Annotated in this window: 14 protein-coding genes; 6 read left to right on the top strand and 8 right to left on the bottom strand. The window is 54.5% G+C overall.

Features of this window, described 5'->3' with window-relative positions; translation table 11 throughout:
* The first annotated feature begins 6 nt into the window (after window positions 1–6).
* Window positions 7–405, top strand: a complete 399-nt coding sequence (locus KNP68_RS07750; RefSeq protein ID WP_214799265.1) for a hypothetical protein — start codon at window positions 7–9, stop codon at window positions 403–405.
* Between the two features lie 55 nt (window positions 406–460).
* Entirely contained in the window at window positions 461–658 is a 198-nt protein-coding gene (locus KNP68_RS07745) for a CsbD family protein (RefSeq protein ID WP_021066447.1), read from the top strand.
* 41 nt (window positions 659–699) lie between these two features.
* Here the strand turns inward: KNP68_RS07745 and KNP68_RS07740 are convergent, their stop codons facing one another.
* From KNP68_RS07740 to KNP68_RS07705, 8 genes are all read right to left on the bottom strand, one after another.
* The gene (locus tag KNP68_RS07740) at window positions 700–1,620 is read right to left on the bottom strand and encodes a CAP domain-containing protein (RefSeq protein WP_214714126.1); all 921 of its coding nucleotides are present in this window, start codon (window positions 1,618–1,620) and stop codon (window positions 700–702) included.
* A gap of 113 nt (window positions 1,621–1,733) precedes the next feature.
* On the bottom strand, window positions 1,734–2,915 hold the full coding sequence (locus KNP68_RS07735) for an exo-beta-N-acetylmuramidase NamZ family protein (protein WP_251131483.1): 1,182 nt from the start codon (window positions 2,913–2,915) through the stop codon (window positions 1,734–1,736).
* A 215-nt stretch (window positions 2,916–3,130) separates the two neighbouring features.
* Window positions 3,131–4,765, bottom strand: coding sequence for a C39 family peptidase (locus KNP68_RS07730; protein WP_214799261.1), 1,635 nt, complete (start codon window positions 4,763–4,765; stop codon window positions 3,131–3,133).
* Window positions 4,766–4,878: 113 nt separating this feature from the next.
* Entirely contained in the window at window positions 4,879–5,637 is a 759-nt protein-coding gene (locus tag KNP68_RS07725; protein WP_214799259.1) for an ABC transporter permease, read from the bottom strand.
* Complete coding sequence (locus KNP68_RS07720; protein WP_131471867.1) at window positions 5,637–6,485, bottom strand: ABC transporter ATP-binding protein; 849 nt, start codon at window positions 6,483–6,485, stop codon at window positions 5,637–5,639. The genes KNP68_RS07725 and KNP68_RS07720 overlap by 1 nt, the downstream gene beginning before the upstream one ends.
* Window positions 6,482–6,685 carry a PLD nuclease N-terminal domain-containing protein gene (locus tag KNP68_RS07715; RefSeq protein ID WP_021066453.1) on the bottom strand — a complete coding sequence of 68 codons (204 nt, stop codon included), beginning with the start codon at window positions 6,683–6,685 and terminating at the stop codon, window positions 6,482–6,484. Before KNP68_RS07715 ends, KNP68_RS07720 begins: the two co-directional genes overlap by 4 nt.
* A gap of 106 nt (window positions 6,686–6,791) precedes the next feature.
* On the bottom strand, window positions 6,792–7,205 hold the full coding sequence (locus KNP68_RS07710) for a universal stress protein (RefSeq protein WP_214751611.1): 414 nt from the start codon (window positions 7,203–7,205) through the stop codon (window positions 6,792–6,794).
* A gap of 109 nt (window positions 7,206–7,314) precedes the next feature.
* The gene (locus KNP68_RS07705) at window positions 7,315–8,796 is read right to left on the bottom strand and encodes a SulP family inorganic anion transporter (protein ID WP_131471871.1); all 1,482 of its coding nucleotides are present in this window, start codon (window positions 8,794–8,796) and stop codon (window positions 7,315–7,317) included.
* A gap of 225 nt (window positions 8,797–9,021) precedes the next feature.
* Here KNP68_RS07705 and KNP68_RS07700 point away from each other — a divergent pair, with 225 nt between their 5' ends.
* The 4 genes from KNP68_RS07700 to KNP68_RS07685 are packed head-to-tail and all read left to right on the top strand — an operon-like array spanning window position 9,022 to window position 11,759.
* Window positions 9,022–9,339 carry an ArsR/SmtB family transcription factor gene (locus KNP68_RS07700; RefSeq protein ID WP_214799257.1) on the top strand — a complete coding sequence of 106 codons (318 nt, stop codon included), beginning with the start codon at window positions 9,022–9,024 and terminating at the stop codon, window positions 9,337–9,339.
* A 13-nt stretch (window positions 9,340–9,352) separates the two neighbouring features.
* On the top strand, window positions 9,353–9,712 hold the full coding sequence (arsD, locus tag KNP68_RS07695) for an arsenite efflux transporter metallochaperone ArsD (RefSeq protein ID WP_029594925.1): 360 nt from the start codon (window positions 9,353–9,355) through the stop codon (window positions 9,710–9,712).
* Between the two features lie 11 nt (window positions 9,713–9,723).
* Entirely contained in the window at window positions 9,724–11,484 is a 1,761-nt protein-coding gene (arsA, locus tag KNP68_RS07690; RefSeq protein ID WP_029594926.1) for an arsenical pump-driving ATPase, read from the top strand.
* Window positions 11,481–11,759, top strand: coding sequence for a Fe-S cluster assembly protein HesB (locus tag KNP68_RS07685; protein WP_214799255.1), 279 nt, complete (start codon window positions 11,481–11,483; stop codon window positions 11,757–11,759). Before arsA ends, KNP68_RS07685 begins: the two co-directional genes overlap by 4 nt.
* Window positions 11,760–11,770: the final 11 nt, after the last annotated feature.

Raw genomic sequence — 11,770 nt, 5'->3', positions numbered from 1 at the left:
ATCGCGATGAAAGGGTGGCAGTTCAACAAAGAAGAGTCGAGCGAGAAGTTTCCAGATGAGATGACGTGGGCGTTGTTTTGTACGGTCGAGCCGAAACGGATGGATACGACACTCCCGTTTTATTATGACGAGTCGGTGTTCCGTTTCTCGAACGGGACGGAGTCATTTTATTTTAAAATCTCCCCGAGCTACCACGAGTTCGAGGTGAACGTCAAGGACGCGTCGGGGGAGTTGTTGTACTATCAGCTGCTGCGAACGGTCGGGAAAGTCGAGGTGCTCGAGGATCGCCGCGATCACGGCGAACTGTTGATCGTCATGAACGAGGACCGGAACCGCACGGTGACGACGATTGAGTTGACCGTCCGACCACGTTTCCGGGTTCTTGTCAAAGAGCATTACGTTTGAATTTTCCTCAGAGTGGTACATGAATTAGACATGATACCACGAGGAGGAGATTCACATGAAAGACGGACTAAACAAAAAAGTTGATGGTTTGATCGATAAAGCGGCAGGCAAAGCGAAAGAAGCGGTTGGCAAAGCGACGGACAATCAATCGCTCAAGCGTGAAGGCCAGAAAGATCAAGTGAAGGGTACGGCCAAAGAGAAGACCGGCCAAGCCCAACAAAACCTCGAAAGCCTGAAAGACGAACGCCGCTAATACAAAACGGGAAGTCGCGACAATAGCGACTTCCCGTTTTTTCATTTGGTCAAAAAGACTTGGACATGAATCGTCGAGCCTTGCGCGTTCTTGGCCTTGCCGACACCGAGGTGCGTGAAGTTCCCGTTCAAGATGTTGGCGCGGTGGCCGCTCGAGTTCATCCAGGCGTTCACCGCTGCGCCTGGGTCGTTCGACCCCATATAGATGTTCTCACCCCAACCACGATAGCTGACATCGTAGGCATCGAGCGTGTCCCCTGGGCTCCCGTTCTCACGGAGCTGATGCGAGAACTGGCCCGTCTGTGCCATCTCGTCGGCCCGGACTTGGGCGACACGGTTCGCTTCGCCCGACGCTGCGAGCGCCGATAAGCCAGCCGTCTGACGCTCTTCGTTCGTCTCGGCCAAGACACCGCTCGCCGGGGCTTTGAACGTGATGTGTTTCGCCAAAATATACCCCGTCTTCGTGCCGATGTTCACTTTATACCAACGCGTCGTGCCTGTGTAACGATACGAGATCGTCTCAAGCTTCATTCCTTGGCGCAAGAACACGACGTTCGACGAGGTCGTGAGCGGACGCGACTTTAAGTAGACGCTCGATGGGGCGACGTACGTCGCCTTCGTGAACGCGACTTCGGCTGTCGACAGCTTGATATACGTGGCCGGAACGTAACCGTACCCCGTGCCCCATTGGATTTTGTACCAGCGGGCCCCGTTCGTCGTAAATGACGTCCGGACCATTATCGTGCCGTCGCGAACAATTTTACCTACACTCGTCGCTGAGCTTGACGGTGTTTTTCGGACGTTGATTTGACTGATTCCCGTAACGGAACCTTTCGTGTTGACGGCCGTCTCACGATATGAGGCTTCGACCGTGATCGGATTGACGGTGAGCGGGGACGTCGGGGTAAATGTGAACGCGGTCGCTAAGGCGGCAGCGAGCAAGACTGAGGCAGATTTTTTCAAAATGGGAAGCTCCTTTTTCGATAATATAACCATATAATATATTGAATAGGGCGGGAATGGGTATTACCATTTGATTACAAAAAGAGGCAGACTCAAGTGAGCCTGCCTGCTCCTTATTTATACAACAAATACTCTTTCCGAATCGGCAAGAACGCATCGCGCTCGGCATCGACTTTCGTCATGATCGCCTCAAGCGACTCGCCGGCGAGAATCATGTCTTTCACGTAGGCGTTCCCGGTCAGCTTCGTGATGAAGTCGTTTGAGAGGAACTCGAACTCGTCCGGATACAGGTCGTGCGCCGTCTTGACCATGGCGATACCGGTCTTGACCGCTTCGAACTTCGTCGGCTCTGTGACGTACACCTCGACGCCGTGCGACAGTTTGCCCGCGTTCTTCGAGAACGTCGGCGTGAACGAGGCGGCACGGAACGTGACGCCCGGAAGCTCGAGCGCGTTCAGCGTCTTAGCATAGTCATGCGCCTTCACGTAAGGGGCGCCAATCAATTGGAACGGTTTCGTTGTGCCGCGTCCTTCTGACAGGTTCGTCCCTTCGAACAGACCGGTCGCCGGATAGACGTTGACCGTGTCCGTCGTCGGCATGTTCGGTGACGGCATGACGAACGGGAGTCCCGTATCCTCGTACAGCATCGAGCGCTTCCAACCCTTCATCTTGACGACTTCGAGGTCGGCTTGAATCTGATACTCCGAATTGAACAAGCGTGCGAGCTCACCGACGGTCATCCCATGCTTGAGCGGGATCGGATAGAGGCCGATGAAGCTCGAATAGGCCGGGTTGAGCACTGGACCTTCGACGCGGAGGCCACCTTGCGGGTTCGGCCGGTCGAGGACGACGAACGGGATGTCATTCTCGGCTGCTGCTTCCATCGCATACGCCATCGTATAGATGTACGTATAGAAGCGCGTGCCGACGTCCTGAATATCGAAGACGAGCACATCGACGTCTTTTAGCATCTCGGCCGTCGGTTTTTTCGTCGCCCCATACAGACTATAGACGGGGAGTCCCGTCACTTCGTCGATATATGAACTGATCGTCGATCCGGCTTGCGCATCACCGCGGACACCGTGTTCTGGTCCGTACAGTGCCGTCAATTCGAAATCATCGGAGTTATGGAACAAGTCGACGATGCTCGTCATGTTGGCATCGATTCCGGTCGGATTCGTGATCAGTCCGACTCGTTTACCGGCCAAGATTTCAGGATTGTCCATCAACCGGTCGACCCCGAGTTCGACTTTCGGTTTCTTCGGCTCTGACTTGGCATCGGCATCGAGCAACATGACAGATGACGTGACGAGCGTGAGGGCGGCGAGGCCGCCAATCCATTTCTTCATAACTGTTCCTCCTTCATGAATGTAAGCGCTTTACTACTTATTGGAAAGTGTACCATTCTGTATTTTTAATTCAATATAAAGTAAATAAAATAGGAAATTTTATTTCTGAATTTGATTCGCTGTACCTAAAAAGCCACCGGATTTCTCCGATGGCTGGTCGATTATCGTACGGCAAGTGCTTTCCATCCCGTCGCGCCCATGACAGAGCTAACTTGGCTTTTCGGGATGACAAGGCGACCGCGGTACGGGTCGTTGATATAGAGGTTGTTCTTGTCATAGCCCGTCGCGAGCATGACATGATAATTGACGAAACCGGTGAATTTTTTGTTCGAAGCGGTATACCAATTGAAGTGACCGTAAGGCTGTTTAAAGTCGACACTCGCCCAGACGATGACCGGATTGCCGAGTGACAGCTCGCGCTCGATTGAAGATAATCCTTGGCCGGACAAGTCTTTCACAGGCCGGTATTTGCTTGAGAAATTGATCATGCCTTTCGGATAAATGCCGTAGTTGCGATATTTGCTGAGCTTGCCTTTCGGGTCGCCTGTGAACATGACGTTCGGGTCGACCCAGCGGTAGAGCCGATTCTCATAGCGGGCGTTCCACATGCTTTTCGGCATCTCCCGATATAGCGTCTCGGCGCTGACGACGCGTCCTTTTTTCTCGAGCGCCATCTTGAGCGAGAAGAACTCGCAGCCGGACGGGTAGCCCATAGCAAATTGACGATAGAGCGGCACGCTCATCTTATAGGTGGAGAGCGGGTTGCTATAGGCGCCCCGGGCATCGAACGCGGCGTTACCGATGCGTTTGTTCTTATACATGACGCCCGACAGATCGAAGAAATACCATTTGCCGTTGATGACTTGCCAATCTGTCTTCTTCGTCAAGGTCGGTGCAAAATATTCGTATTGCGTCGTATATTTCCAACCAGTCTCACGGACGCCGGTCGAGTGGAAGTAGTAATAGCGAGTCCCGACCTTGTGTTTTCCTTGCAAACGATAGCCGTAGACGGGATGGAACCCGTACACTTTGCCGTCAATCGTCTGCAGGCCGTAGCGACGTTTTCCGTCCGTCCCGAAATAGTAATAGCGAGAGGCGACTTTTTGAACGCCGGCCAACCGATAGCCGTACGTCTCGTGGAAACCGTAAACGGTCGTCCCAATCTTTTTCAGCCCGTGCTGGCGTACACCGCTTGTACCGAAGTAGTAGTGGCGCGTGCCGATTTGGTGCCAGCCGGTCGCGACCTGTCCGTCTTTCAAGAGCAAGTATTTCTTACCGTTGATCGTGTACATGCCCGACCGAATCGTTCCGTTTTCGAATATGTAATGCTTCACGCCGTTGACGGTTTGCCAACCGCTCAACCGTTTCCCTTCAAGAGAGAACAAGTAGCGTTTCCCGTCCACGGTCAAAAAGCCGGTCGCCATGACGCCATTCGATTTGAAGTAATAGAGACCGTCCGTGAGTTGTTGCCAGCCTTTCAGCTGCTTCCCGTCGGCGGCGAACAAGTAGATCGCCCCGTCAATCGAATAGCGCCCGGTGACGAGCACACCGTCCGTTTCAAAATAATATGTAGCGCCATCGATTGCTTGCCAACCGACGGCCATCGTCCCATCTGCCGCGAAATAGTACGTCTTGCCGTCAATCACTTGCCAGCCGGTCAGCACCGTGCCGTCTTCTGTCGTATAGACCGTTCCCGTCGTCGTCGTTTGAAACCCGGCCGCGGCATGGACGTGGTCGTTACTGAGGATGATGCTCATGCTGACGGCCAAACCTGCAACTACATGACTCCACTTCATAGTCGTTCCTCCACAATCGAATTGCAAAATTGGAATTATTTTGTAAATTAAGTATACATGAGAAAAGCCGCCCTGACTCGGCGGCTAAAGGACTATTTTGAGAAGGTGTTACATCAGGACGAACGGCTTATGAACAACAACCGTTTCGAAGCGACGAAGAGCGTCACGCCAATCAACAAGACGCTACTGACGATCGGCCAAACGAGTAAACTCTCGCCCATGAGCACTTCGGCCGATAACGAGCCGAGCCGCCACGGCATCCAGTCCCACTCGAGCCACCCGAGAAGGAGTGACATGATGAAGTGGAGGGCGAGCGTGATGACAAGGGCGACGAGGCCGCTCTCGAGCAACGCTGCGAACAAGAAGAAAATCGATAGCTGGACGACGAAATGGAGCATGAGCAGCCCGGTCGCGATCAAGAAATCGGTGACGTTGAACGAATCGAACAAAACGATTGTATAGTAGGCGGCGCTCAATTGGGCGAGGCCGATGGCGACGACGGCGAGTAGCGAATAATGTCCCCATTTGCTGAGCACAATGCGCGTGCCCGGAATCTTGAGCGACTTGAGCCAGGCGAGCGTGCCGAGCGACCGTTCTTGACTGAACGTATGCACGGCGGATAACAGCACGACGAGCAGGCCGATTTGTCGCAACTGTTCGCTCGCCGACATGAGCACTTCTTCTGGTGACGGGGTCGGAATTTCGATGACCGCCCCGTCCGGCAAGTTGCCGCCCGAGGCCAAGATGTCCGGGAGGAAATAAAGCGTGAGCGGTTGCATCGCCGCAAGCAACATCAAGGCAATCGGTACCCAAATCATCCGTTTATTGCGCCATGACTCTTTCCACTCTTGTTTGAAGATAGCCAGTTTCATCAGGCGTTCACCTCCAAAAAGAGTGACTCGAGCGATGGATGTCCGACGTGGAGCGATTGGAGTCTTAGACCGCGCTCCAGCAGCAACTGCAGTAGCGCCCGTTCCGTCACGTCTTTCGCGTCCGTCTCCAGTTCCCATGTCGTCCCGGAGCGGGTGACGTGGCTGACACCCGGGAGCGTTCGCCACTCATCCTCTGTCACGACGTCGTTGAACAGACGGACTTGAATCGAGGACTTCGAGCCGAGCAAATCGGTCACGGTCCCTTCCATGAGTAGGCGACCTTGTCGGAGCAGGAGTACCCAGTCGCTCGCTTCCTCGGCATCGGGGAGCACGTGCGTCGAATAGAGAATCATCCGCTCTCGTTTCAAGTCGCTTAAGAGGTCGAGTACTTCCCGGCGGCCGCGCGGGTCGAGCGCCGAGACGGGTTCATCGAGCAGTAACAGCTCCGGGTCATGCACGAGTGCCTGGGCGATGCCGAGCCGTTGCCGCATGCCGCCGGACAAGTGTGCCGCCGGTCGATCGACGGGCTCGAGTCCGACCCGTTTCAACAAATGGACCGGGTCGACATTCGTGACGCCGGTCAACTCGGCCGCATAGCGAATCGTCTCGACCGGTGTGAGCGATGGATAGAGCGCCGGTCGCTGTGGCAGATAGCCGATGCGGATGGCGTCATGCCCGACGATCTGTCCGGACGTCGGTGTCGTCACGCGGGCAATCATATTGAGCAGTGTCGTCTTGCCGGCCCCGTTCTCACCGAGGAGCGAGGTACAGCCGGGGCGGAGCGAGAAGCTGACGTCGTCGAGCGCGGTGAACGTGCCGAATCGTTTCGTCAGTTGGGTGACGTTCATCGCTTCGTCCGTCCCCATAGGAAGTAGACGATCGGCCCGAGGATGTTGATGAATAGGATGACGAGAAGCCATACCCATTTCGGTCCATTCGTTTCTTGCCGTTTGAGCAAATCAATCAAGGCGACGACGAGCAAGATGAGTTGCAACACGAGCAACGGCAAGAGGATGAGCAATAAATTTGAGTCATTGGTAATGTCCAAGTAGGTTCCTCCTTCATAAATGAGTTCACTATTCCATTCCACATATAGGACCTATTTCCTGTATGGAACAGAAAAAAGCCCTTTCTCCGTAAAGAAAGGGTGACGATCATTTGACGATGATGACCGGGGCGAGGGCGCGTTTGGCGAGCTTATGGCTGACGCTGCCGAGCACGAACTCTTGAAACGTGTTCAGTCCGCGTGAACCGACGACGACGTACTCGTACGGTTGATGGTTCGCATATTTGACGAGCTCGACGTCCGGCTCCCCGCGAAGTTCAATATATTCATACTCAAGCCCGGCTGCAACGATTTGATCGAAGAGCGGTTGCAACATCTGCTGGCGCTTCGTTTCAAGATCGATTTTTCCGGTCGAGTTGAGTGCGGCTTCTTTCGATTCTTTGGCGCTGACGACATGGACGATGTCGATGGATGCGTCTGATGCCTTGGCGAGCTGAATCGCTTTCTCAAGTGCCCGCTTCGAGTGGGCAGATCCGTCTGCCGCTAAAAATACCTTTCCCATTGAAACGTCCTCCTCTTTCACACAATCTACTTTTAGTATATGCGATTTACTAGAACCATGGATATAAAAAAGGGAGCGAACGTGAATGTTCACTCCCGAAGAAATTGAATCAATGGCCGGCGCTTGTTTCTTGTTGCTTCAAGTGCAGCGCGAGCGTGTTGAGCAGTTTCTCTGAATCTTTGTTCAAGTTCAACAGTTCCGGCTCGATCCCGACTTCACGGTACTTGAAGACAACTTTATCGATGGCACCGATGGCCGAATCGTCCCATAGATGCGTGTTCGAGAAGTCGATTGTGACATGTTTGACACCGGCTTCGGCGTCTTCGGTCACATCGAACTGATTGACGAACTCGGACGTCGAAGCGAAGAAGAGCTGACCGTTCACGATGTAGCGGGCACGGTCGGCGTCTACACTGCGGTCGAGTTCGACTTTCGAGATTTTTGCGGCGAACAGGATGGCTGCCGTCAAAATCCCGGCGAACACACCGAGTGACAAGTCGTGCGTGACGACCGTGACAAGCACCGTCACGAGCATGACGACCGTATCCGATTTTTGAGCGGTGCGCATCGCTTTGAGCGAGCCCCAGTCAAACGTCGCATACGAGACAAAGAACATGACACCGACAAGGGCGCCGACCGGGATGAGCATCAACACATCACTCATCGTCATGATCATGATGAATAACGCGAGTCCGGCGACAAACGTCGACAGACGGCCGCGAGCACCGGACGAGACGTTGATGACCGATTGACCGATCATCGCACACCCTGGCATCCCGCCGAAGAGACCGGCGATGATGTTGGCGATACCTTGTCCTTTTGATTCTCGGTTCTTGTTCGAATCCGTGCCCGTCATGTCATCGACGATTTGTGCCGTCAACAGCGACTCGATCAATCCGACGAAGGCGAGGGAGATCGAGTAGGGAAGGATGATCATCAACGTCTCAAACGTCAACGGGACGTTCGGGAATAAAAATTCCGGGAGCGTTGCTGAAATCGTACCCATGTCGCTAATGTTTTTCGTCTCGAGCCCGAGCGTGACCGCCAGAATCGTCATGACGACGATGGCGACGAGCGGTGCCGGGATGACTTTGTTGATGCGTGGGAACAAGAAGATGATGGCGAGCGATCCAATGACGAGCGCCCAGATAATCCAGCTCTCACCTTCAAAGTTCGTCAACTGTGCCTGGAAGATCAAAATCGCCAAGGCATTGACGAAGCCGACCATGACGGCGCGCGGGATGAACTTCATCAAGCGGGCGATGCCGAAATAGCCGAGCGCGATTTGAATGATTCCGGCGAGAATCCCCGCGGCGAGTAAATATTGCAACCCGTAGTCGGCGACGAGCGAGACGATGACGAGCGCCATCGCCCCGGTCGCAGCCGAAATCATGGCCGGACGACCGCCGGCAATCGAGATGACCATCGCGATGATGAATGACGCGTATAACCCTACCATCGGATCGACGCCAGCGATGAGCGAGAACGCAATCGCCTCAGGGATGAGGGCGAGTGCGACGACGAAGCCGGCTAGGACGTCGGCCCGGACGTTGCCGAGCCAATCTTGTTTAATCGTATTCAATTTTTCCAAAAGAACACACCTCTCTATATATTTTTTGACTTTGATCTCCGAGTCTCACGAAGATCAAACGCCGCATTATATGAGAGAAGTCGTTCGACCGACACATGTTTTCACAACGTGTTCCATCATAACGAACTTTCACCGAAATGACAATTGCCTCGGATGAAAAACTATGGTAACTTCATAACGTAAAGGTTATATAACGGTTTTGTTATACAGAGAAGGAGAATGACGATGCATACCGCAGAAGAACTCAGTAAAGTGCTCAAAGTGTTGGCTGACCCGACACGTCTGACGATGCTCAAGCAAATGCAAGAAGGGGAGCAGTGCGCTTGTAGCTTCGTTGATTGTTTCGACATCTCGCAGCCGGCTATCAGCCGTCATTTGAAGATGATGCGCCAAGCGGGGCTATTATTGGAACGACGCGACAAGCAATGGATTCACTATCGATTGAACGAGACGAGCCCATTCTACGCAATCGTCATCGATCTGCTCGACAAAATCGAGACGGTCGATGCGAGTTGTGACTGTGACGCCGAGTGTGCGATTTAAGGAGGAGTCAACGATGAAACTTGAAGTATTCGAACCAGCCATGTGCTGCCCGACCGGACTTTGTGGTCCTTCAATCGATCCGGAGCTGACGCGGATTGCGACCATCCATTACGTATTAAAACAACGCGGCTTTGATGTGGCCCGTTATAATCTCGCCTCCGAGCCAAACCGATTCGTCGAGAACGTCCATGTTCAAGCTGAAATCGCGAACGGCCTTGAGACGCTCCCACTCACGGTCGTCGACGGTGCCGTCGTCAAACGAGGCGCTTACATGACGAACGAGGAGATTGCCGAGTTGACAGGACTCCCGGTCGAAGCGTTCGCGAAACAAGATGGCGAAAAGCCGAAAGTCCGCATCACGCTTAAAAAATAAGGAGGCGGGTCATGATGAATCGCTTTGATTTCACGACAATCGAACCAACGCGCTATGTGTTTTTGACCGGTAAAGGCGGTGTCGGCAAGACGTCGACCGCTTCGAGCCTCGCGTTGACGCTTGCTGACCGCGGTAAGCGAGTCTTGCTCGTCTCGACCGACCCTGCGAGCAACCTTCAGGACGTGTTCGAGATGGAGCTCGACGAGACACCACGCCTCGTCCCGGGAACCGGTCTGTTCATCGCGAACTTCGACCCGGAAGAGGCGGCGAAGCAGTACATGGAACGGATGGTCGGTCCTTATCGCGGTGTCCTTCCGGACGTGGCCATCCAGTCGATGGAAGAACAGCTGTCCGGCGCCTGTACGGTTGAGATCGCGGCGTTCGACCAGTTTACCGAGTTACTGACGTCTGAGTCGGCACGTGAGACATACGATCACGTCATCTTTGACACGGCACCGACTGGTCACACGCTACGGTTGTTGACGTTGCCAAGTGCGTGGGACGAATTTTTAGAGACGAATACGACCGGCGCGTCTTGCCTCGGTCCGCTCGCTGGTCTGGCCGACAAGCAACTGCAATACAAACGGGCTGTCGAGACGCTCACCGACGGCAGCGAGACGACATTGTTGCTCGTCGCCCGTCCCGAGACATCGACGCTCGTCGAGGCGGCGCGTGCCGCGATCGAGCTTCACGCGATTGGAATCGAACAGATGCAACTTGTCATCAACGGCGTCGTCGCATCAGACGAAGGGACGGACCGCTATACGAAACGGTTCATCGAGCGTCAACAACAAGCGCTCCACGAACTGCCGAAAGGCATCGCCGACCTCGAGACGTTCACGTTGCCATATGCGTACGAGAATCTCGTCGGTGTCCCGGCGCTCCGACGCTGGGTAAACGGGGAGACGGCCACCGTCCTAACTACAAGCTATGACACAAGTCATTATGGCTCGATCGACCGACTCGTCGATGAAATCGAGAGGGATGGACCGAGCGTCATCATGACGATGGGGAAAGGCGGGGTCGGCAAGACGACGCTCGCCTCGCTTGTCGCCGTCGCGCTCAGTGAGCGAGGGCACGCCGTCCATTTGACGACGACAGACCCGGCCGCACATGTGGCTTTCACAATCGGGTTGGATGTCCCGGGTACGTTCACCGTCGATGCGATCGACCCGAAAGTCGAAATCGAGAAGTACCGGATGGACGTGTTCGGGGAAGCGGGGGATATGAACGAGGAGCAGCGCATGATGCTCGAAGAGGACTTGCGCTCGCCATGCACCGAGGAGATTGCAGTCTTCCGCGCCTTCGCCGATCAAGTGGCGAAAGCGAAAGACCGCTTCGTCGTCATCGATACGGCGCCGACAGGTCATACGCTGCTTCTCTTGGATGCGACCGAGAGTTATCACCGCGAACTCGAACGATCGACAGGGGTCGTCCCGGAAGCGGTTCGCGACCTGTTACCAAAACTGCGAGATCCGAAACAGACGCACGTCATCATCACGACGCTACCTGAAGCGACACCGGTGTATGAAGCCGAACGGCTCGTCGCTGACTTGAAACGGGCCGAGATTCAACCGTTCGCCTGGGTCGTCAACCAATCGTTCACACCGCTCGATGTGACAAGCAAGCTGCTGACGGCGAAAGTTGCGAGCGAGACGCCATGGCTCGAACGGGTGAACGCCTATCCGCGTCCGACGTTACTCGCATGGCAAGAACAACTGCCGGTCGGTTATCCGGCACTGTCACAACTACTCAAGGAGGAAGTTACATGAACATCACGAATGAAGCCATCGATTTTATGAAAGACGCACTGGTTGAAGAGGAAATAAAATCAGTTCGTATCTGTACGGAAGCCGGGTGCTGTGGACCGACGCTCGGTCTAGTCGTCGCGGCTCCGGAAGCGACGGATGCGGTCAAAGACTTCGACGGCCTCACGTTCGCCGTCGCGAACGACGCCGAAGCGATGGCGGAAAACGTTACGCTCGACGTCGAGTCGACAGAAGACGGCGTTAGCCTTGTGCTTCGCGGCTTGCAACAGACTTGCTAAACAAATAGAGA

Origin of the sequence: Exiguobacterium sp. s50, assembly GCF_018618175.1 — a bacterium.
GTDB lineage: Bacteria > Bacillota > Bacilli > Exiguobacteriales > Exiguobacteriaceae > Exiguobacterium > Exiguobacterium chiriqhucha.
This window is presented reverse-complemented; position numbering and strand designations above follow the sequence as displayed.

Coding starts and splice junctions, on each gene's coding strand:
- KNP68_RS07750 (WP_214799265.1), top strand. CDS start 7: ATGAAAGGGTGGCAGTTCAACAAAGAAGAGTCGAGCGAGAAGTTTCCA.
- KNP68_RS07745 (WP_021066447.1), top strand. CDS start 461: ATGAAAGACGGACTAAACAAAAAAGTTGATGGTTTGATCGATAAAGCG.
- KNP68_RS07735 (WP_251131483.1), bottom strand. CDS start 2,915: ATGTTGCTCGATGCCGATGCCAAGTCAGAGCCGAAGAAACCGAAAGTC.
- KNP68_RS07730 (WP_214799261.1), bottom strand. CDS start 4,765: ATGAAGTGGAGTCATGTAGTTGCAGGTTTGGCCGTCAGCATGAGCATC.
- KNP68_RS07725 (WP_214799259.1), bottom strand. CDS start 5,637: ATGAAACTGGCTATCTTCAAACAAGAGTGGAAAGAGTCATGGCGCAAT.
- KNP68_RS07720 (WP_131471867.1), bottom strand. CDS start 6,485: ATGAACGTCACCCAACTGACGAAACGATTCGGCACGTTCACCGCGCTC.
- KNP68_RS07710 (WP_214751611.1), bottom strand. CDS start 7,205: ATGGGAAAGGTATTTTTAGCGGCAGACGGATCTGCCCACTCGAAGCGG.
- KNP68_RS07700 (WP_214799257.1), top strand. CDS start 9,022: ATGCATACCGCAGAAGAACTCAGTAAAGTGCTCAAAGTGTTGGCTGAC.
- arsD (WP_029594925.1), top strand. CDS start 9,353: ATGAAACTTGAAGTATTCGAACCAGCCATGTGCTGCCCGACCGGACTT.
- arsA (WP_029594926.1), top strand. CDS start 9,724: ATGATGAATCGCTTTGATTTCACGACAATCGAACCAACGCGCTATGTG.
- KNP68_RS07685 (WP_214799255.1), top strand. CDS start 11,481: ATGAACATCACGAATGAAGCCATCGATTTTATGAAAGACGCACTGGTT.